This is a genomic window from Sphingomonas sp. PSPC2-2 (assembly GCF_049897725.1).
Lineage (GTDB): Bacteria > Pseudomonadota > Alphaproteobacteria > Sphingomonadales > Sphingomonadaceae > Sphingomonas.
This window is the reverse complement of the sequence record NZ_JAFCWU010000001.1, coordinates 582064-602008: the sequence shown is the minus strand read 5'-3', so window position 1 is coordinate 602008 and position 19945 is coordinate 582064. Positions and strand designations below refer to the sequence as shown.

The following is a 19945-nucleotide window of genomic DNA, read 5'->3' as shown; positions in this document are numbered from 1 at the left end:
GGGCGGGGATACTGCCAAGCACCATCGCGGATGGCTCTGTTAGGATTGGTTCAGCATCCGGAGGGGCAGGGCGGCTTTCCCTCACCCCGTTCGTTTCGAGCGAAGTCGAGAAACCGCAAAATACGCTGTGCCAGGTTTCTCGACTACGCTCGAAACGAACGGAATGGGTACGCATACCAAAAAAAGGGCGATATTATACTTGACGTACCCAAGGCGAGAACGTAGGGTGAATCCTGTTGGAGAAACCCTATGTCGTCGGCCCTTTCCGCCCCGCACTTTCACAGCGAAGAAGCCGCTTTCGCCTACGTCGAAGCGCGCATCTGGCCGGAAGGCCCTGTATGCCCGCACTGCGGCGGCGTGGAACGCATCGGCAAACTTCAGGGCAAGTCCACCCGTGTAGGCGTCTGGAAGTGCTACCAGTGCCGCAAGCCCTTCACCGTGAAGATCGGCACCATCTTTGAGAGCAGCCACGTTGCCCTGCATATCTGGCTTCAGGCGATGTACCTGATCGCTGGCAGCAAGAAGGGCATCAGCAGCAACCAACTTCACCGCGTTCTGGGCGTCACCCTCAAGACCGCTTGGTTCATGTCGCACCGTATCCGCGAAGCCATGCGGGACGGTGGGCTCGACCAGTTCGGTTCGGGTGGTGGCATTGTCGAGATCGACGAAACCTTCATCGGCTACGACAAGACCATTAAGCCGGAAGGCGAGAAGAAGGGCCGTGGTTTCGCGCACAAGTACAAGGTGCTGTCGCTGATCGACCGCGACACTGGCCGCGCCCGTTCGATGGTTGTGGACAGCCTCAAGGCCGCTGATCTGCTGCCGATTCTTGAAGCGAACATCGCCCGCGAGGCCCGCGTGATGACCGACGAAGCGGGCCAGTACCGCCACCTGTCGCGCACTTTCGCCAGCCACGATTTCACCCGTCACAGCGCGGGCGAGTACGGTCGCGGCGAGGTCCACACCAACACCATCGAAGGCTACTTCTCGATCTTCAAGCGCGGCATGAAGGGTGTCTATCAGCACTGCGGCAAGCAGCACCTGCACCGCTATGCCGCCGAGTTCGAGTTCCGCTATAACAACCGCGTGGCGCTTGGTTGCAATGATGCCGACCGTGCCGACGCGATGCTCAAGGGTATCGTCGGCAAGCGGCTCACTTATGAAACGATTGGTGCGCGGTGATGCCGAAGAAGAAGGAACCAGAGTGCCAGGAAGCCCAAAGCGCGAGGTTTCGCGCCGAGGTCGAAAGGCTAATCGCCGCTGGCGAACTAAACCCCACCGAGGCCGATAAGACGCTTGATCGTCTGGTGCGAAAAAGTGAGATGCCAAAGAAGCCATGAGGGATAAAATCCTACGAGAGTTTGAGACTGTCGAGGAATCGATCGGATGGGCAGAAGAAGCATTCTCTGAACTTCAAGCCGTGATGTCTGATTTTTTCAAAGGTGACATTGCAACCATTTTCAATGAATTCGACCCTGACACTGGCGAGAATGTTCAGAAAATCAAATTCACTGGCCAGATACCAAAGAGCTTCAGGCGCAAAGCCACAGAGGCTCTTACCAGTGCGCGGCACAGCTTTGATCAGGCCATCTATGCTAGCAGCGTGATAGTGCCCAGACGCCCCTCCAAAAGCGTCTACTATCCATGGGCGCAAACGCCCACTGATGTTGACCGTCTGTTGAATAGCCGCCCTATCGATCAAAGACTCTGGGATACGATCAGGCTGCATCAACCATACGGAACTTCTGATGCTTACCCCGGCGGAAACGACCTGATCCGATCGCTCGCTACCATCGCAAACAATAAGCACACGGTCGGACTCTCCATCCAAGCGCATATTGCATCGACCAAGTTCCCCGATATCACTGCGGAGCACGTCGAAAGCTTCGCGATGCTTACCCCCCGATGGGACCCTCGCAAAAACGAGGCAGAACTTATGAGGTGGAAGGGGGATGTCAAAACTAACGGCGAGTACGATTTTTCCTTCGTAATATGCCTTAAGGACCCCAAGCTTACGGAGCTTGTGGAAATTGGGTTCGCGCTCAATTCCTTCATGAGCAAGGCGAAGGAAGTTTGCGAAAGTCTGAAAGCGCGCTGCCTTGAAATCGCGGGATAGATTAAGGGCGCTCATTCAGCACCCCTTGCCCGTTTGGGTACGCGAAATATAACAACGTCAAAAAAAGGGGCCGCCGATGGCGTGTCGGCGACCCCTTTTCTTTGTCCTGTCGCGCAGATCAGCGGGCGCGGGGGCCGCCGAACGGGAGCGGCGGGGCCGGGCGACGATCGCGGCGCGGCAGCTGTGCCTGATAAGCGTGGCCGCAATGTCCGACGCAATAAGGGAAACCGGGGTTCACCTTCTCGCCGCAGAAATGGAAGTCGGGCTCGCCCGGATGGCCGATCGGCCATTTGCAGATCTTGTCGCTGAGATCGAGCAGCGTGGTCTTGCCCGCCATTTCGGGCGAGGGCTTGGCGGGAACCAGACGGCGCGGCGGCGCGGGGGTGATCGGTGCTTGTTGTTCGCCAGGGGCCTGACGCAGGAAGCCGCCGGGGCCGACCGAGCGCAGGATCGGCGGGGCCGGGCGCGCGACGACGACGGGCGCTTCGATCTCGTCGTCTGCATCGTCCTCGACATCGAGTTCGATCTCTTCGGCGACTTCAGGCTCGGGCTTGGCGACCGGCGCGGCGGCGACGGGGGGTGCGACTCGCTCGACTGGCGGACGCGGCGCGGGCGGCGTCGGCTTGGGCGCGGCGGCCTTTGGTGCGGCCGCAGCGGCGGGTTCGTTGGGCTTGACCGGCGACGGGCGCGATTGCAGCCCCAGGCGATGCGCCTTGCCGATCACGGCGTTGCGGCTGACGCCGCCTAGTTCCTCGGCGATCTGGCTCGCGGTCTGCCCCGCTTCCCACATCTTGCGCAGCGTATCGATGCGTTCGTCGGTCCAGCTCATTCAATCTTCCCAATTGTCATGCCGACCGTTTCCATAACGGGTTGCGGGCGGCGGCGGCAGTCTTTAGCGACAGCACCATGAGCAGCCAGCCCCCAATCGGCGAAATTTCCACAATGATGAACGCTCCGGGCGTTCCGGTCTTCCGGAACGTCAATTGGGGCGGCCTTCGAACGCTCTATATCAAGGAGGTGCGCCGTTTCTTCAAGGTGCAGCTGCAGACGATCTGGGCGCCCGCGATCCAAACCTTGCTGTTTCTGGTGGTTTTCACGGTCGCAACGGGCGCAAAGCGGCCGGTCGCGGTTGGCGGAATCGATATTCCCTTCGGCGACTTTATCGCGCCGGGACTGATCATTAGCCAGGGCATGATGGGCCCGGCCTTCGCCAATGCGAGCTTTTCGCTGATGGTCGGGAAGATTCAGGGTACGATCGTCGATTATCTGCAGCCGCCGCTGTCGACGCTGGAATTGCTGACCGGGCTGGTCGCGGGCGCGATGACGCGCGGGCTGCTGGTTGGGGTCGGGGTGTGGCTGGCGATGCTGCTCTATGGCATCCACCTGATTCCGGTGCATTTCTGGGCGGTTGCCTGGTTCGGGTTGCTCGGCACGATGTTCCTGGCCTTGCTTGGCGTGTTGACTTCGATCTGGGCCGACAAGTTCGACAATGCAGCCGCAGTGTCCAATTTCATCGTGACCCCGCTCGGCCTGTTGTCGGGCACCTTCTATTCGGTCGACAAGCTGGCACCCGCCTTCCGCGCGGTCAGCCATGCCAACCCGTTCTTCTACATCATCTCGGGCTTCCGCTACGGCTTCCTCGGCACTGCCGATTCGCCGATCCTGATTGGCAGCATCGTGGTGCTGGCGATCGACGTGGTGCTGGCGGTGGCGTGCTACGCGTTGCTGCGTTCGGGCTGGAAGATCAAGAATTGACCCGCCGGTGGGCGGTGCTGGCGCTGGGACTGGCGCTGGCGGCCTGCAGCAAACCCGCGTCGCAACCCGTTGCTGCCCGTCAGGCACCCCAGGAGCCCTCCGTCCGGATCGCACAGGCGGGAAGTACGATCGTCGTGCCGACCGTGACCGGCAAGGGCACGGTCGCGCTGCGCGAACGCCAGCCGGTTTCGCCCGGCACGCGCGTGCGGGCGGGCGCAGCAAGCCATTATCTTCGCCTCGCTTTGCCTGCCGCCGATGCCGCGCGCGTGACGCTGGGCGCGAACGCGAAGATGACTTTCGCCGCGTTCCGCGAGGATATTGTCGTCGGTCGCGTGATTGCGATCGCGGCGCATCCCGATCCGGCGGGCGCGGTAGCGGTCGAGATCGCGCTGCCCGATGATGCGCGGTTGAAGGTGGGCCAGGCTGGCACCGCCAGCATCATCGCGAGCGGGACGAGCACGCGGTTGCTCGCCGTGCCGCCCAGCGCGGTATTCGCGCGGCAGGGAACGATGGCGCAGGTCTATGTCGTCGATCTTGCCACATCACGCGTGCATCTGCGGCGGATCACGCTCGGGGATGAGACGCCCGCAGGGATCGGCGTGCTCAGCGGATTGGCGCTGGGCGAGTGGGTGGCGCTGTCGCGCGCAGACACGCTCAAGGACGGCATGAAGATCGCGCCGATCGGCCCGCAATAAACTGTGCCCGCAACCCGAGTCGCGCGGTGTTGCACTCGGGCGTTCAGCACCGTAAAACGCGTTTCGGGCGACCGTGTGGGTCGCCTTTTGCTTTTTAAGGAGAGCGCCTGTGTCGACCCCCGCTTTGATGCCCGTGTACCCGCGTTGCGGCGTGCGCCCGGTGCGCGGCGAGGGCTGCTACCTGATTGGCGAGCAGGGCGAACGCTATCTCGATTTCGCGGCGGGGATCGCGGTCAACGCGCTCGGCCACGGCCATCCCAAATTGGTCCAGGCGATTGCCGACCAGGCGGCGACGCTGATGCACGTGTCGAACCTGTATGGCAGCCCGCAGGGCGAGCATCTGGCGCAGCGCATCGTCGACAGCTCGTTTGCCGACACGGTGTTCTTCACCAATTCGGGCACCGAAGCGGTGGAATGCGCGATCAAGACCGCGCGGCGCTATCATTATGCCAATGGCAATCCGCAGCGCACGACGCTGATCACCTTCAACAACGCCTTTCACGGGCGGACGATGGGGGCGATCTCGGCAACCAACCAGCCCAAGATGCGCGACGGGTTCGAGCCGCTTTTGCCCGGCTTCAAATATGCGCCGTTCAACGATCTCGACGCGGCGCTCGCGCTGATCGACGATACGACTGCGGGTTTCATGGTCGAGACGATCCAGGGCGAGGGCGGCGTGTCCGCTGGCACGCAGGCGTTCATCCAGGGTCTGCGCAAAGCGTGCGACGAACACGGCCTGTTGCTGGTGCTGGACGAGGTCCAGTGCGGCTATGGGCGTACCGGCAAGATGTGGGCGTATGAGCATTACGGCATCACGCCTGACATCCTTTCGTCGGCCAAGGGCATTGGCGCAGGCTTCCCGCTGGGCGCGTGCCTGGCGACGGCGGAAGCGGCCAAGGGCATGGTATTCGGCACGCACGGATCGACCTATGGCGGCAACCCGCTGGCCATGGCGGCGGGCGAGGCGGTGCTCGACGTGATGCTCGAACCCGGTTTTTTCGATCACGTAACCGCGATGGGCGACCGGTTGCGCGCCTCGATCGAGCAGATGATCCCCAATCACGACCATCTGTTCGACAGCATTCGCGGCATGGGCCTGATGCTGGGGATCAAGCTGAAGGATGCGGCGGTCGCACGCGATTTCGTCGGGCATCTGCGTGACCATCACGGCCTGCTGACGGTCGCGGCGGGCGAGAATGTGGTACGCGTGCTGCCCCCGCTGGTGATCGAGGAAAGCCACATCGCCGAGTTCGTGCAGAAGTTGAGCGACGGCGCACGCGACTATGCGGTGGCGACGGCATGAGCGGGGTAAATGGGGTGAAGATCCTCCCCGGAACGGGGAGGATCTGAGATGCGCCACTTCCTCTCGCTCTCCGATGCTGGCCCGGATGGTATCGCGGCGATGCTGGCCGATGCGCTCGATCGCAAGGCGGCGCGTGCGGGTTGGCCCAAGGGCAAGCCCGATGCCGATGCCCCGCTCGCCGGGCACACGCTGGCGATGGTGTTCGAAAAGAATTCTACCCGCACACGCGTGTCGTTCGACATGGCGATTCGTCAGCTGGGTGGCTCCAGCGTCGTGCTCGACTCGGGCACGACCCAACTTGGTCGGGGCGAGACCGTCGCCGACACCGCACGCGTTCTGTCGGGCTATTGCGATGCGATCATGTTGCGCACCGACGACCATGCCAAGGTCGAGGAGATGGCGCAGTATGCGACCGTGCCGGTCATCAACGGCCTGACCGATAATTCGCATCCCTGTCAGATCATGGCGGATCTGCTGACGATCATCGAAGCGGGCAAGCCGTTGCCGGGGCTGAAGGTGGCGTGGCTGGGCGACGGCAATAACGTGCTTGCCTCGATCATGGAGGCGGCCGGGCTGATGCAGTTCGATGTGGTCGCGGCGTGCCCGCAAGGCTTTATGCCACCCGAGAGCGATGTCGCGCTGGGCAAGGGCCGCGCGCGCGTGGTCGGCACTGCGCGCGAAGCGGTGGAGGGTGCGGATATCATCGTCACCGATACCTGGATTTCGATGGGGCAGGCGCATGCCGAGACCAAGTTGCAGGCGATGCTGCCCTATCAGGTCGATACCGCGCTGATGGCGACCGCCAAGCCCGACGCGAAGTTCCTCCACTGCCTGCCCGCGCATCGCGGCGAGGAAGTGACGGCAGAGGTGATCGACGGACCGCAATCGCTGATCTGGCCGGAGGCGGAGAACCGGCTGCACGCGCAAAAGTCGGTGCTGCGCTGGTGCTTTGGCCAGATCGGTTGATCGCTGCCGGTTGAGCCTTATGTAAGGCGCTGACACGCAAGTCCGTTCGCCCTGAGCTTGTCGAAGGGCCCTCCTTATCCACGATGGTCGTGCGGGGAGAGCAGGGCTTTGATAGGCTCAGCCCGAACGGATTTTATATGGACGACCTTCGCACCACCGACTCCGACCGCGCCCTCGGCTTCACCATCCCGGCGCGCCACGCGCGCGGTCGGGTCGTGCGACTCGGCCCGGTGCTCGACACGATTCTCGACGCCCACGCTTATCCCGCACCGATCGAGGCGTTGCTGGCGGAGGCGCTGACGCTGGCCGCATTGATTGGCTCGACGCTCAAGGATGCCGAAGGCCAGCTCACCATGCAGGCGCAAACCCAGTCGGGAATCGTAACCCTGCTGGTGTGCGACTACAAAGGCGGCGAACTGCGCGGCTATGTTCAATATGATGCCGAACGGCTGGCATCCGCCCCGGAGAACCCAAGCCTGTTCGCGCTGTTTGGCGCTGGCTATCTCGCGATCACTTTCGATCAGGCGACGACGGGCGAACGCTATCAAGGCATCGTCCCGCTCGACGGCGATTCGCTGAGCGCGGCCGCCGAGCATTATTTCCTGCAGTCCGAACAGATCCCAACGCTCGTCCGCGTCGGCATCGATTGTGGAGGCAAGGGGAAGGACGGCAAGCGATTCGCCGGCGGCCTGCTGCTCCAGCATCTGCCGGAGGGCGAGGTCGGACGGGACCGGCTGCACACCCGGCTCGACCATCCCGAATGGGAGCATGTCGCGATCCTCGGGCAGACCATTCAGGCGGACGAGCTCTCCGACCCCGCAATTCCGCTTGAGACGCTGGTATGGCGGCTGTTCAACGAAGAGGAGACAGTGCGGCTCTATGGCGACACCGCCATCGTTCGCGGTTGCCGCTGCTCGCCCGAATATATCGCGCAAGTGCTCGGCAAGTTTCCGCCCGAGGAACAGCGCGCGATGGCGGACGAAACTGGCACGATCTTTGTCGATTGTGCCTTTTGCGCCCGTAAGTTCCCGGTGCAGGCGGCAGCGGAAATCGTTCCGTAGCCGCATTGAAACTTGCGCGCGGAACCCCAATTACGTGACGATAGCGGCGAACCTGGGTAGGCTCTGCCCGGGGCCGAGCGGGGTTGGATCGAATGGCGATATCGAAGGTCGCGCGCGCAGTGGTTGCGGCGTTGATGGTTGGCGGGCTGATCGCGGCGGCCCCGACCGCCGGGCCAACTCTGACGGCGGTTGCCCGGATCGAGCCCGGCCAATGGCAGATCAAGGAACTGGGAACCGATTCGGCCGCTCGAACGCTGTGCATTGCCGATCCGACGGTTCTGATCCAATATGGACACAGTGCGGGGCAGTGTCAGCGCTTCATCATTGATAACGAGCCGGATCTGGCCACCGTGCATTATACTTGCCCGGGCAACGGTCACGGCCGCACCACGTTCAAGATTTCGACGCCGCGCGCCTTCAATTTGGACACGCAAGGGATCGTCAGCGGCGCGCCATTCGATTATCATTACGAGGCACGCCGCATCGGGGCGTGCCCGCCCGGTGCCAGCACGGCGCGTTAAGCCGGTCTTTAGAGTCTCCCGATATACATCACGCGTGCATTTTATGGCACGCGTTTCTCCCAATTCGCCCCCTTAGGGGAACCCCTGGGTCGCTTTCGGGCGGCCCGTTTTTTATGCGCTGCTTGCGCAATGCGGGGTTGGTGACTAACTCCCTTGCATCATGACATTGGAACAGACCTCTTCGGTCGCCCCGCTGGCAGTCGTGCTGGTGTCGGGTGGCCTCGATTCGATGGTGGCCGCAGCGCTGGCGCGCGAGCAGGGCTATCGTTTGCTCGCGCTTTCGGTTGATTATAATCAGCGCCACCGAATGGAATTGGCATCGGCCCGACGCATCGCCAATGCGCTCGGCGCAGTGCGCCATGTGGTGCTGCCGCTCGATCTCGCGGCATTTGGCGGCTCGGCGCTGACCGACGATATCGCGGTCCCGAAGGACGGCGTACAGCCGGGCATTCCGATCACCTATGTGCCGGCGCGCAATACGATCTTCCTCAGCCTTGCGCTCGGATGGGCGGAGGCGGCGGGCGCGCGCGACCTGTTCATCGGGGTCAATGCGCTGGATTATTCGGGCTACCCCGATTGCCGTCCGGAATTTATTGCCGCGTTCGAAGGCTTGGCCGAACTGGCAACCAAGGCCGGGGTCGAGGGCAGTCCCTTTCGCATTCATGCGCCGCTGCAGCACATGACCAAGGCCGACATCGCGCGCGAGGCGGCGCGGCTCGGGTTGGACGCGGGGATAAGCTGGTCCTGCTATGATCCCGCCCCAGGTGGCCTGCACTGCGGCACCTGCGACAGCTGCCGACTGCGCAAAAAGGGATTTGAGGAAGCCGGCCTGCCGGATCCGACCGGCTACGCGGTCTGACGCGATGTCCTATGCCGTCAAGGAGATGTTCCTGACGCTCCAGGGGGAGGGCGTACAGGCTGGGCGTCGCGCCGTCTTCGTCCGTTTTGCCGGGTGCAATTTGTGGTCGGGACGCGAGCAGGATCGCGCGACCGCAGTGTGCCGCTTCTGTGATACCGATTTCGTCGGAACCGATGGCGCTGGCGGTGGCAAATTCGCCGATGCCGCGGCCTTGGCGGAGGCGGTGCAGCGTTTTTGGGGCCACGGTGCCGACAGCCGCTTCGTCGTGCTGACCGGGGGCGAGCCGATGCTCCAGATCGACGATGCGCTGATCGAGGCGTTGCACGGTGCCGCGTTCGAGATCGCGATCGAGAGCAACGGCACCCTGCCAGTCCATCCGGGAATCGACTGGGTGTGCATCAGCCCCAAGGCGGACAGCATGGTTGTCCAGCAAAGCGGCGATGAGTTGAAGCTGGTCTGGCCCCAGCCAGGAACCGATGTCGCCGCGCTGGAGCAATGGGCGTTTGCGCATCACCTGGTGCAGCCGCTCGATAGCGTCGATGCAGCGTCCAATCACGCCGCCGCGATCGACCTTGTCATGGCGCGGCCCAAATGGCGGCTGACGCTGCAAGCGCACAAGACGCTGGGCCTACGCTGACCCAGCGTCGAAGGCCGCCTTAGCGGTAGGTCAGTTCGAACGGGCCGCACTTCTTGGCAACCCATTCGTTCCGCTTCGACCAGCAAATCGAGTCCAGGCGCGGCATTGCCAGGCGGGTGTCGACGCGCACGCGGCGGGAGAAACGCTCCTCGCCCCACGGCACCAACGCGTTGCGCAACGCGTTCATCTCGGCGATCGCCACTTTGTACAGCGTGCCGCGCGGGGCGTAGGCGGCGTGCGTGGCAATCGCGCTGGCGGTTTGGCAAAAGCCATATTGCGCGGCGACCGTGGTAAAGGCGGAATAGGTGCGGGTGCCGTAACGGTCCATCGCGGAGATGCCGACCTTCGCGCCCTTGTTGGTGCGAACAAAATACTTGTTCACCGTTTCATATGCTTTTTTCAGCTCGTCCTTGTGATTTTCAAGGATGATATTGTAATTTTGGAGCGTCAGCAGTGACGGCTCGAACTTGCACTGCAACGCGGCGACGTTGAGCGCGGAGCGCAGGTTCCAAACCAGATTGGCGCGGACTTCGTCTTCTGTCGCGCCTGGCAACGATGGCAGGCCGGGCTCGTCGCCGCGCGCCGGCGGGCCACTCATGTCATGCGACTGGAAGAAGAATTGGGCCGAGGCGGGGCCAGCAAGTGCGGCACTCGCGACAGCGGCCAGCACGGCAAGGGTACGCAACACAGTCATTCGAAGCCTCTCGTTCACACACTTTGCAATTACGGCGTTTTTTCGCGCGCCCCAACCCTAATCGCGCATCCTGCAGCGCGAGGCTACCCGCAAATGCGGTGTATCGAACGGCGGAATCGAAAAGGCCGCCCGGTCGCCCGGACGGCCTTCGATACAATCTTTCCCGAAAGGGAAGAATTACATCTTGTTCGTGGTCGTGGTCGACGTGGTGTTGGTGGTCATGGTGTCGTTCGAAACCATCGCACCGTCGTTTGCCATCGCGCCGTCGGTCGACGTCATCGTGTCGTTGGTGGTCATCGTGTCGGTCGAGTTCAGATCGGTGACCATCGTGTTGTCGGTCGTCGTCGTTTCGGTCTTCGGGGTGCATGCCGAAATGGCGATCGCAGCAACAGCGATCATCGAACCAGCAGCGACCTTGGAAATGAGTGCACGCATTGGAAAGCTCCCTAGATAATGGATTTGGTTGGCCTCGAGACCTTTAATACCCAAACCGTGGTGGACATTAGTCCGGATCGGCGCGCCCCTCAAGCCCAGTTTTCTGCCGTAGAAGAATGAGTTTGCAGAAACGCTGCGAATCGCAACGCAAGCGCCGCGTCAAAAGTTTCAAAATCGGTCGGAAGTCCCAGCATTTCCATGCTCGTCACCGCATAGTCGGCCAAGCCACAGGGCACAATTCCGCTGAAATGTGAAAGGTTTGGCGAAAGGTTGACGGAAAACCCGTGCAGCGTCACCCAGCGCCGCACGCGCACGCCGATCGCACCGATCTTGGCCTCGGCCATACCGCCATCGTTGGCCAGATCGGGGATGTTGGTCCAGATGCCCACGCGTCCTGGTGCGCGAAACGCCGCAACCCCCAGATCTCCCAACGCCGCGATCACCCAGCCTTCCAGAGCGTGGACAAACTGCCGAACGTCGCGTCCGCGCCGGTTGAGGTCGAGCATAACATAGCCGATGCGTTGACCGGGCCCGTGATAGGTGTAGCGGCCGCCGCGCCCGGTCTGCACAACCGGAAAATGCGGGTCGCGCAGCTCGGCCGGGTCGGCGCTGGTGCCGCCGGTGTAGATCGGGGGATGTTCCAGCAACCACACCATTTCGCGCGCTGTGCCCGCAGCGATCGCTGCGGCGCGCGCTTCCATTTCGGCGACCGCCACCTCATAGGGAACCGGGTCTGGCGTTATGCGCCATTCGATGTCGTCAGTCCTGAAAGTCACGCCCCGGAAATGGCGTAGCTGGGCCCGCCGCGCAAGGGAGGGTTTGCAGGGAGTGGCGGGCGGCAGAGCATTGCGCTACCGCCCGATCGCGGCAATATCATGTCGTTGGATCCGGGGAGACTAGAGACGTGATCGCGACGATGAGCACCGTGTGGGACCGTACGGCCGAATTTCTCAGCGACAATCTGGCCGCGCTCACGCCGCTCGTGCTGTTCGGCATTTTCGTGCCGCTCACGCTGATCGGCAGCCTGATGCCGCTGATGGGGACTGGCGGGCAGCCTGCTGATCTTGCGCTTGGCCTGATGGTGTTGGCACTGTCGCTGGTGTCGAGCTGGGCGGGGGTGGCGATCACCGCGCTCGCATTCGATCCGGCGGCGGGGCGTGGCGGGGCGGTGCGCGTGGCCAATCGACGGTTGTTGCCGGTGATCGGAGTTGGGCTTGTCACCTTGCTCGTCGTGCTGCTGCTCGCCGCGCCGATTTTCATCGCGTTTGCGCTGAGCGGCGTCGACATGGCCGCCTTGGCGGCAGGAAAGCCCCCGTCAGGCGAGGTCAATCAGGGCGCGTTGACCTTCGGCTCGCTCTACACCCTGTTGCTGTGCCTGATCTTGTTCTGGGGCTATGCCCGCTTTGTTGTGCTGGCCACGCCGATCATCGTGATGGAGCGGCGCGGGCTCGGCGTTTACGCGCGCTCTTTCGTGCTCACGCGCAGGATCACTTGGAAGGTCATGGGGGTGGTGTTGCTGTATGGCTGCGTATCATGGGTTGCTTCCGCTGCGGCCAAGCTGGTGTTCGGCACGGTCTTCGGGCTGCTGATCGGCGGTGAGGGGCAGTTGAGCGTTGCGACCGTGTTGACCCAAATCGCTGTGGCCGCCGTGTCGACGATCTTTTCGCTGCTGGCGGTCGCGTTCGTCGCCAAACTCTATCTTGCGGCGCGTGATGCGCGTGAGGCGATCGTCGAGGTTTCATGAAACTCAATGTGGCAGGCATCCTTCGCGATGCCTGGGCGATGGCCAAGCGGGATTCCGAACTGCTGCTCGGTATAGCGGGCGTCTTCTTGTTCATTCCCGATCTGGCGGGGGCCATTTATGTCGCTCCCGCGCCCGCTCCACCGGCGGTCGTGGATCAGACGTCGGCGGATCTCTGGCTCAAGCAACTTGGCGTATGGGGCCAGCAATATGAGTTGCTGGTGATCGTGCTCAGCCTGCTGTCGCTGTTCGGGGTGCTGGCGCTGTTCGTCGTGTATATCGACCGAGCGCGCCCGACCGTGAGCGGCGCGCTCGGTCAGGCGGGCGCGTTATTGCCGCACTATCTCTTGCTGGCGCTGGCTGTCAGCGTGCCGGTCAGCATCGGCTCGATCTTGGTCTTTCCAGGGCTGTATCTCAAGGGACGGTTGCTGCCGGTTTCGCCCGTCTTCGTCGGGGAGCGACCGATCGGCGTGTTCGCGGCGTGGCGGCGCAGCTTTGCGCTGACGCGGGGCAATGGCCTGGTGCTGATGGGCCTGGCGTTCGTACCGTTGCTGGGGGGGCGCTTGATCGCGCTGCCCTTCGAGCTGCTTGGCACTGCGCTCGATGGCGCGCCGATGGCCAATCCGGTCGTGGCTGCCGTGCTCGATGCAGGAATCGCCGGGGGGCATACGCTCGGCACCGTTGCGGCGGTGCTGATCGAGATCGCGCTTTATCGGCGGTTGAGCAGCGGAATCTGAGGCGCGCTATCGGGCGGCAGATGCCCAGTGATGCGGGGATCGGGAAAGGTCTCGATCGCCCGCTTGATCGCGACGAATCCTTGCGCGCGATAGAAGTTGAGCGCTGAGGGATGGTCGAGCGTGCAGGTGTGGACCCACACCCGATCGATCCCCTTGCGCCATCCGCGTGCCAGCGCTTCCGCCATCAGCCAGCGACCGAGCCCTTTGCCCGCCAGTTCGGGCACCAGCGCGAAATAGGAAATCTCGCACTGGCCGGCTTCGCGAAAATCGAGTTCGAGCATCCCGACCTCGATTCCGCTGCGGTCGACCACGGCATGGATCGCGACGTTGGGGTCGGCGAGAATCGCGCCGAGCGTCCGATCGTCCATCACCAGCCGCGAGAACCACAGCCATGGTGCCCCGACGCGGCGGAACAGCGTGCGATAGGCGTCTAAGCTCGGCGCTTCCCACGCTACCAGCCGCATCGGGGAGGCGGGCAGCGGGCGTAGCGGCGGGCGCTGCCGCATTTCCAGCGTGGTGACGATGGTCGCCACCTCATCGTCGCGAACCGCGATCAACCCCATCTTAGCGCCCCGTCATCAGGACCAGGTTGCCAGCGGCGGCAAGCTCATCAGGATCGCATCGATATTGCCGCCAGTCTTCAGCCCGAACAGCGTGCCGCGATCGTACACCAGGTTGAACTCGGCATAGCGACCGCGCCATTCGAGCATTTGCGCGGTGTCGGCGGCGTTGAAGGGCGTGTTCATCCGGCGTCGCACGATTTGCGGATATACGTCCAGAAAGGCGCGCCCAATGTCCTGGATAAAGGCGAAGTTCGCGGCGAAATCCCCCTCCAGATGGTCGCAGAAAATGCCGCCGACCCCGCGATGCACCTTGCGGTGGGGGATGTAGAAATACTCCTCGGCCCATTTCGAATAGCGCGCATAATAATCGTCGCCATGCGCATCACACGCCGCGCGCATCGCCGCGTGAAACTCGGCGGTGTCTTCGCCATAGGGAATCGGCGGGTTGAGATCGGCCCCGCCGCCGAACCAGCGCTTGGTCGTGACCAGGAAGCGCGTGTTCATGTGGACTGCGGGCACATGGGGGTTAGCCATGTGCGCAACGAGGCTGATGCCGGTGGCAAAAAAGCTGGGGTCTTCCGCCGCGCCGTGGATCGACTTGGCGAACTCTCCCTCAAAGGTGCCGCCGACGGTCGAGACGTTGACGCCGACCTTTTCGAACACCTTGCCCTTCATCACGCCGCGCACGCCGCCGCCGCCATCGCCGCCGCTGGGGTCGGCGCGGTCCCACTGTGTATATTCGAAGCTCGCCTCCGATCCGGCTTCACGTTCGATCGCGACGAATTCGGCGCAGATCTGGTCGCGCAGATGCTCGAACCAGTGGCGGGCGGCGGTTTGTTCTTGGTCCAGGTCCATCGGGGATGTTGTGGCGAGGGATGACGGCCAAGTCGAGATCACTTATTCGCGTGTTCGCACGGGTGTTACGCGGGCCAGCCGTTGGTCTGGCGCAGGGCCTCGCTCAGCGCGATACCGGTTGCGACCGCAATATTGAGCGACCGCATCCCTTCTGCCAACGGGATGCGGACCGCCAGATCCGCGCGGGCGTGCACCGCATCTGGCACGCCGCTTCCTTCGGAGCCCATCAGCAAAACGTCGTCCGACTGAAAAACCGCCGCGTCGAGGCGCACGCCGCCACGCGTGGTCAGCAGAACGATTCGCCCGGGCACCTGATGCTCGAACGCCGCCCAGTCGAGGTGGCGACGGACATCCACGACCCCGGCATAATCCATACCGGACCGGGCGAGCGCCTTCTCGCTCCAGGTGAAGCCGGTCGGTTCGATGACATCCACCGGGGTTCCCAGGCACGCGCCGAGGCGCAGAATGGCACCGACATTTCCGGCAATTTCGGGTTGGTACAGAGCAATACGCATAACCAGCGTCCCTACTCCGAAAATGCTGTTGGCAAAACACCGTCGCGCCGTCTAACAGAACGCTCAAGCTTCCCCAGCAGAGGGAGGGCGTTCAGGCGTGACCCACACGTCGTTCTTGTGAGGGTGGCGTTGTCGGATTTTTCGTCGTGCCGTGTTTCGACACGGTGCGCGAAGTACAAGGGCAAGTGAATGGCAAGCGGAAACACCCTGGAAGTTCCCCGGCAGAATGAACCCCATCATGACGGCGAACCACGCCGCCGCGACTTTCTGAACATCGCGGCCGTTGCGGCTGCGGGTGTCGGCGGGATCGCGATCGTGGTGCCGCTGATCAACCAGATGAACCCCTCGGCCGACGTGCTGGCGCAATCCACCACCGACGTCGATCTGTCGAAGATCGAAGCGGGGCAGGGCATCGTTACCTCCTTCCGCAAGCAGCCGCTGTTCGTCCGCAACCTGACCCCGGCCGAAATCGCCGAGGCCGACAAGGTCGACATCAAGACGCTGCGCGACCCCGAAACGCTCGCACAACGCACGCGCGGCCAGAAGAACTGGCTGATCACGCTGGGCGTTTGCACGCATCTCGGCTGTATTCCGCAGGGCATTACCAGCGGCGAGGATCGCGGCCAGTTCGGTGGCTATTTCTGCCCCTGCCACGGTTCGCAATACGACACGGCGGCGCGCATCCGCAAAGGACCGGCACCGAAGAACCTGTTCGTGCCGGAGTATAAATTCACGTCGCCAACGACGGTTACGGTGGGTTGAGGATAGAGATATGAGCTTCCCCTGGGCCAAGCAGTACGAGCCGAAATCGGGCTTCACCAAGTGGATCGATGAGCGGCTGCCGCTTCCCCGGTTCGTTTATGGCGCGGTCGGCGCGGGCTATCCCGTGCCGCGCAACCTCAATTATTTCTGGAACTTCGGCGTGCTCGCGGGCGCGGCACTCGCCATCCAGATCGTCACCGGCATCGTGCTGGCGATGCACTATGCCGCCAATGGCGGCGTGGCGTTCGACTCGGTCGAACATATCATGCGCGACGTGAATGGCGGCTGGTTCCTGCGTTATGCGCATGCCAACGGCGCCTCGATGTTCTTCGTCGTGGTCTATATCCACATCTTCCGCGGGCTGTTCTACGGATCGTACAAGGCCCCGCGCGAGATGATCTGGTTGCTCGGCGTGGTCATTTTCCTGCTGATGATGGCGACGGCGTTCATGGGTTATGTGCTCCCCTGGGGGCAGATGAGCTTCTGGGGTGCGCAGGTTATCACCGGCTTCTTCTCGGCGATCCCGGTGGTGGGCGACACCATCCGCATCTGGCTTCTGGGGGGATATGCCCCCGATGACGCTGCGCTCAACCGCTTCTTCTCGCTGCATTACCTGCTGCCGTTCGTGATCGCTGCGGTCATCATCCTGCACATCTGGGCGCTGCACATTCCGGGTTCGAACAACCCGACCGGCGTCGACGTGAAGGGCGAACAGGACACCGTTCCGTTCCACCCTTATTACACCGCCAAGGACGGCTTCGGGCTCGGCGTGTTCCTGTTCATCTTTGCCGCACTCCTGTTCTTCGCGCCCAACAGCCTTGGCCACCCGGACAATTATATCCCGGCCAACGCGCTGCAGACCCCGGCGCACATCGTGCCCGAATGGTATTTCTGGCCGTTCTACGCGATCCTGCGCGCCTTCACGGTCGATTTCATCGGCATTCCGGCAAAGCTGCTCGGCGTGCTGGCGATGTTCGGGTCGATCCTGCTGCTGTTCTTCCTGCCCTGGCTGGATTCGTCGCCGGTGCGCTCGGCCAATTATCGTCCGCTCTATCGCATCTTCTTCTGGGTGCTGGTGGCCGATGTGCTGGTGCTCGGCTGGTGTGGCGGTTCGCCTGCGACGCCGCTTTATGTCATCATCAGCCAGATCAGCGGGGCCTATTATTTCGCGCACTTCCTGATCATCATCCCGATCATCTCGCGGGCAGAACGCCCGACGCCGCTGCCAAACTCGATCACCGAGGCGGTGCTGGCGAAGAAGGGTGGCACGTCACCGGCGCATACCGCACTCAGCGGTAGCGCGGTCCCGGCCGAATAAGGGGCATTACGAGCAATGGTTCGCGCAATCGCAATTCTCATCGGTGCCGGCTTCGTTGCCGTACTGTCCTGGGCGCTGTTCTGGTCGATCCAGGGGGTCGTCACCGATCCCCCGGCTCCGACGGCGGTCGACGAATTCCATCTCCACCCCAAGGAGGTCGAGCTCGCATCGAACGGCTTCTTTGGCACCTATGACCAGCGCCAGCTCCAGCGCGGGCTGCAGGTGTATAAGGAAGTCTGCGCCAACTGCCATTCGCTGAAACATGTCGCTTTCCGCGACCTGACTCAGCTCGGCTATACGCCCGCGCAAGTGAAGAAGTTCGCGGCGGACTGGTCGGTCAAGGCCAAGCAGTTCGATCCGAAATCGGGCGACACCACCGAGCGCCCGAACCTGCCATCGGATTATTTCCCGACCGTTTATTATCCCGGCACCGGCAATCCGCCAGATTTGTCGCTGATCACCAAGGCGCGGCATGACGGCCCGGCCTATGTCTATTCATTGCTGACCGGCTATGGACCGCAACCGGCCGCTTTGTTGAAGAAATTCCCCGATGCCAAGGTGCCGGACGGGCTGTACTTCAACCCGTATTTCGCGAACCTCAACATCGCGATGCCGCCGCCGCTGTCGCAGGATGGGCAAGTCACCTATCTCGACGGCACCAAATCGACCGTCGATCAGAATGCCAAGGACGTCGCGGCATTCCTGACCTGGGCTGCCGAGCCAAACCTGCCGACGCGGCACGCTTACGGTCTGGCGGTGCTCGGCTTCCTGCTGTTCTTCTGCATCCTGGCGTACGGCGCGTATCAAAACATCTGGCGCGATATCAAGCACTGAGCCATGGACGTCGCCCCGGCCCTGGTGTCGGGGCGGCTCCGCGCGGTGCGGGGCGGCGGTTCCCACCCGGGCCGAGCGGCTCCGGGGCGACGAGGATGCTATGGCCGAGAATGACGATCTGAAGGCGCTGATCCGCACCATCCCGGATTTCCCAAAGCCCGGCATCCAGTTTCGCGACATCACCACTTTGCTGCTCGATGCTGCGGGTTTTGCCAGCGCGATCACGCGGATGGCAGCGGCCACGCGCGGCCCGGTCGATCTGGTCGCCGGGATCGAGGCACGCGGCTTCATTTTTGCAGCAGCTCTCGCCGCGCCGCTGAACGCCGGCGTGCTGTTGATCCGTAAGGACGGCAAGCTGCCCGGCGCAACCATTGCCGAGGATTATGCGCTCGAATATGGCACCGATCGTATCGCCATGCATCAGGACGCGCTGGTGCCGGGGCAGCGCGTGCTGCTGGTCGACGATCTGATCGCCACCGGCGGCACCGCGCGCGCGGCGGTGCGGCTGCTGCGCAAGGCGGGCGCGGTGGTCGAGCAGACGCAGTTCCTGGTCGATCTGCCCGACCTGGGCGGTGCGGATGCACTGCGCGCCGATGGGATTGCGGTTGATTCGCTGATCGCCTTCCCCGGCCATTGAGCGCGGGCGAGAGGAACCAAAGGCTGGCGAGCGGGGTTGATTGGACAACGCCGCGCCAGCCCAAAGGGCGCGACCTCCTTCAAGGACTCGCCGCCATGTCCGTCATGAAACTCTCGCTCGCCGCTGCCGCCCTCGTTTCGCTGGGGGGGCTTTCCGCCTGTGCCGAGGATTACGGCTATTCGGGCGTGTCGGTCGGCTACGGCGCCAGCGCGTGGGACCCCTATTATGGCGGCTATCGCGCTGACCCCTATTGGGGCTGGTATGGCGATTATTATTATCCGGGCTCGGGCTATTACGTTTACGATCGCTCCAATGTCCGCCACCGCTGGAACCCGGACCAGCGCGGCTATTGGCAAGGCCGCACGCAGCGCTGGCACAATGACCGCCGCGAAATCCGGCCGATGTGGCGCGATTATGGCGTGCAAGGTCGGCCTGGTTCCGGCCGCGCTCCGGGTGGGCGCGGTGGCCGCGGCCACCGCTAAGCGTCGGATCCGTCGGCCGGGCGCGTTCTAATCAGCCCGATCGAGGTGAAGGTCATCACCGCCACGTCGTCCTGGTTGAAGACGGTCACCTTGCTGCGAAAGCTGCCCATTTCCGGGCGGCTCTGCGACGCGCGCTTCTCGATAATCTCGGTTTCGACGCGCAGCGTGTCACCCGGATAAACGGGTTTGAGCCAGCGCAGCTCGTCTACCCCAGGCGAGCCCAGCCCGGCTTGCTCGGTCACCTTGAACTGCTCGACCAGCATCGCCATCGTCATCGCGCAGGTGTGCCAGCCGCTGGCCGACAGCCGCCCGAAATGGGTTTGCGCGGCCGCTTCATCGGATAGATGAAACGGCTGCGGGTCATAGGCCTTGGCGAAGGCGACGACCTCGTCGCGCTTCACCACATAATGGCCGAACGAGGCTTTCTCTCCGACCACGATATCTTCAAAATAGTGCATG

At 63.1% G+C, this 19945-nt stretch carries 25 protein-coding genes; 16 read left to right on the top strand and 9 right to left on the bottom strand.

Annotation, left to right across the window (positions count from 1 at the left end):
• The first annotated feature begins 249 nt into the window (after window positions 1–249).
• The gene (locus ACP7BY_RS02965) at window positions 250–1182 is read left to right on the top strand and encodes an IS1595 family transposase (RefSeq protein WP_033964324.1); all 933 of its coding nucleotides are present in this window, start codon (window positions 250–252) and stop codon (window positions 1180–1182) included.
• A gap of 169 nt (window positions 1183–1351) precedes the next feature.
• On the opposite strand, the gene ACP7BY_RS02960 is transcribed toward ACP7BY_RS02965, so the two are convergent.
• Complete coding sequence (locus ACP7BY_RS02960; RefSeq protein ID WP_137903115.1) at window positions 1352–2131, bottom strand: hypothetical protein; 780 nt, start codon at window positions 2129–2131, stop codon at window positions 1352–1354.
• Between the two features lie 103 nt (window positions 2132–2234).
• Window positions 2235–2945 carry a GcrA family cell cycle regulator gene (locus tag ACP7BY_RS02955; protein WP_137903116.1) on the bottom strand — a complete coding sequence of 237 codons (711 nt, stop codon included), beginning with the start codon at window positions 2943–2945 and terminating at the stop codon, window positions 2235–2237.
• Between the two features lie 77 nt (window positions 2946–3022).
• On the opposite strand from ACP7BY_RS02955, the gene ACP7BY_RS02950 reads away from it, so the two are divergent.
• The 8 genes from ACP7BY_RS02950 to queE all read left to right on the top strand — a co-directional run bounded on the left by ACP7BY_RS02950 (window position 3023) and on the right by queE (window position 9913).
• A complete protein-coding gene (locus tag ACP7BY_RS02950) occupies window positions 3023–3871 on the top strand; it encodes an ABC transporter permease (RefSeq protein WP_126847024.1) in 849 nt (282 codons plus the stop codon).
• Complete coding sequence (locus ACP7BY_RS02945; protein WP_033964452.1) at window positions 3868–4566, top strand: efflux RND transporter periplasmic adaptor subunit; 699 nt, start codon at window positions 3868–3870, stop codon at window positions 4564–4566. The genes ACP7BY_RS02950 and ACP7BY_RS02945 overlap by 4 nt, the downstream gene beginning before the upstream one ends.
• A gap of 109 nt (window positions 4567–4675) precedes the next feature.
• Window positions 4676–5869 carry an aspartate aminotransferase family protein gene (locus tag ACP7BY_RS02940; protein ID WP_033964453.1) on the top strand — a complete coding sequence of 398 codons (1194 nt, stop codon included), beginning with the start codon at window positions 4676–4678 and terminating at the stop codon, window positions 5867–5869.
• 48 nt (window positions 5870–5917) lie between these two features.
• The gene (gene argF, locus ACP7BY_RS02935) at window positions 5918–6835 is read left to right on the top strand and encodes an ornithine carbamoyltransferase (protein ID WP_033964455.1); all 918 of its coding nucleotides are present in this window, start codon (window positions 5918–5920) and stop codon (window positions 6833–6835) included.
• Between the two features lie 137 nt (window positions 6836–6972).
• Window positions 6973–7896 (top strand): Hsp33 family molecular chaperone HslO, encoded by a 924-nt coding sequence (locus ACP7BY_RS02930; RefSeq protein ID WP_033964456.1) that lies wholly within the window; start codon window positions 6973–6975, stop codon window positions 7894–7896.
• Between the two features lie 92 nt (window positions 7897–7988).
• Window positions 7989–8417, top strand: a complete 429-nt coding sequence (locus ACP7BY_RS02925; protein ID WP_033964457.1) for a DUF3617 domain-containing protein — start codon at window positions 7989–7991, stop codon at window positions 8415–8417.
• 160 nt (window positions 8418–8577) lie between these two features.
• Window positions 8578–9276, top strand: coding sequence for a 7-cyano-7-deazaguanine synthase QueC (gene queC / locus ACP7BY_RS02920; protein WP_033964458.1), 699 nt, complete (start codon window positions 8578–8580; stop codon window positions 9274–9276).
• A 4-nt stretch (window positions 9277–9280) separates the two neighbouring features.
• Window positions 9281–9913 carry a 7-carboxy-7-deazaguanine synthase gene (queE, locus tag ACP7BY_RS02915; protein WP_033964459.1) on the top strand — a complete coding sequence of 211 codons (633 nt, stop codon included), beginning with the start codon at window positions 9281–9283 and terminating at the stop codon, window positions 9911–9913.
• A 19-nt stretch (window positions 9914–9932) separates the two neighbouring features.
• Here queE and ACP7BY_RS02910 read toward each other — a convergent pair whose 3' ends face one another.
• From ACP7BY_RS02910 to lipB, 3 genes are all read right to left on the bottom strand, one after another.
• A complete protein-coding gene (locus ACP7BY_RS02910) occupies window positions 9933–10607 on the bottom strand; it encodes a hypothetical protein (protein WP_126847034.1) in 675 nt (224 codons plus the stop codon).
• A 177-nt stretch (window positions 10608–10784) separates the two neighbouring features.
• The gene (locus tag ACP7BY_RS02905) at window positions 10785–11042 is read right to left on the bottom strand and encodes a hypothetical protein (RefSeq protein WP_033964460.1); all 258 of its coding nucleotides are present in this window, start codon (window positions 11040–11042) and stop codon (window positions 10785–10787) included.
• An 89-nt stretch (window positions 11043–11131) separates the two neighbouring features.
• Window positions 11132–11818: a lipoyl(octanoyl) transferase LipB gene (lipB, locus tag ACP7BY_RS02900; protein WP_033964461.1), complete on the bottom strand. Its 687-nt coding sequence runs from the start codon at window positions 11816–11818 to the stop codon at window positions 11132–11134.
• 128 nt (window positions 11819–11946) lie between these two features.
• Between lipB and ACP7BY_RS02895 the strand changes: the two genes are divergently transcribed.
• Window positions 11947–12786, top strand: a complete 840-nt coding sequence (locus ACP7BY_RS02895; protein WP_171010582.1) for a hypothetical protein — start codon at window positions 11947–11949, stop codon at window positions 12784–12786.
• Entirely contained in the window at window positions 12783–13520 is a 738-nt protein-coding gene (locus ACP7BY_RS02890) for a hypothetical protein (protein WP_137903117.1), read from the top strand. The genes ACP7BY_RS02895 and ACP7BY_RS02890 overlap by 4 nt, the downstream gene beginning before the upstream one ends.
• On the opposite strand, the gene ACP7BY_RS02885 is transcribed toward ACP7BY_RS02890, so the two are convergent.
• The 3 genes from ACP7BY_RS02885 to ACP7BY_RS02875 form a co-directional block, all read right to left on the bottom strand.
• The gene (locus ACP7BY_RS02885; protein ID WP_033964463.1) at window positions 13493–14083 is read right to left on the bottom strand and encodes a GNAT family N-acetyltransferase; all 591 of its coding nucleotides are present in this window, start codon (window positions 14081–14083) and stop codon (window positions 13493–13495) included. The two genes, ACP7BY_RS02890 and ACP7BY_RS02885, sit on opposite strands and share 28 nt — an antisense overlap.
• A gap of 15 nt (window positions 14084–14098) precedes the next feature.
• Complete coding sequence (gene hemF / locus ACP7BY_RS02880; RefSeq protein ID WP_033964465.1) at window positions 14099–14938, bottom strand: oxygen-dependent coproporphyrinogen oxidase; 840 nt, start codon at window positions 14936–14938, stop codon at window positions 14099–14101.
• Between the two features lie 65 nt (window positions 14939–15003).
• Window positions 15004–15453 carry a tRNA (cytidine(34)-2'-O)-methyltransferase gene (locus ACP7BY_RS02875; protein WP_033964466.1) on the bottom strand — a complete coding sequence of 150 codons (450 nt, stop codon included), beginning with the start codon at window positions 15451–15453 and terminating at the stop codon, window positions 15004–15006.
• A 189-nt stretch (window positions 15454–15642) separates the two neighbouring features.
• Here ACP7BY_RS02875 and petA point away from each other — a divergent pair, with 189 nt between their 5' ends.
• The 5 genes from petA to ACP7BY_RS02850 all read left to right on the top strand — a co-directional run bounded on the left by petA (window position 15643) and on the right by ACP7BY_RS02850 (window position 19486).
• Window positions 15643–16215, top strand: coding sequence for a ubiquinol-cytochrome c reductase iron-sulfur subunit (gene petA, locus ACP7BY_RS02870; protein WP_033964467.1), 573 nt, complete (start codon window positions 15643–15645; stop codon window positions 16213–16215).
• A 10-nt stretch (window positions 16216–16225) separates the two neighbouring features.
• Window positions 16226–17533: a cytochrome b gene (locus ACP7BY_RS02865; RefSeq protein ID WP_033964468.1), complete on the top strand. Its 1308-nt coding sequence runs from the start codon at window positions 16226–16228 to the stop codon at window positions 17531–17533.
• 15 nt (window positions 17534–17548) lie between these two features.
• Complete coding sequence (locus ACP7BY_RS02860; protein WP_033964469.1) at window positions 17549–18367, top strand: cytochrome c1; 819 nt, start codon at window positions 17549–17551, stop codon at window positions 18365–18367.
• Between the two features lie 100 nt (window positions 18368–18467).
• Window positions 18468–19004: an adenine phosphoribosyltransferase gene (locus ACP7BY_RS02855; protein ID WP_033964470.1), complete on the top strand. Its 537-nt coding sequence runs from the start codon at window positions 18468–18470 to the stop codon at window positions 19002–19004.
• 95 nt (window positions 19005–19099) lie between these two features.
• Entirely contained in the window at window positions 19100–19486 is a 387-nt protein-coding gene (locus ACP7BY_RS02850) for a hypothetical protein (protein ID WP_033964477.1), read from the top strand.
• Here the strand turns inward: ACP7BY_RS02850 and ACP7BY_RS02845 are convergent.
• Window positions 19483–19944, bottom strand: coding sequence for a MaoC family dehydratase (locus ACP7BY_RS02845; protein ID WP_033964471.1), 462 nt, complete (start codon window positions 19942–19944; stop codon window positions 19483–19485). The two genes, ACP7BY_RS02850 and ACP7BY_RS02845, sit on opposite strands and share 4 nt — an antisense overlap.
• Between the last annotated feature and the right edge of the window lies 1 nt (window position 19945).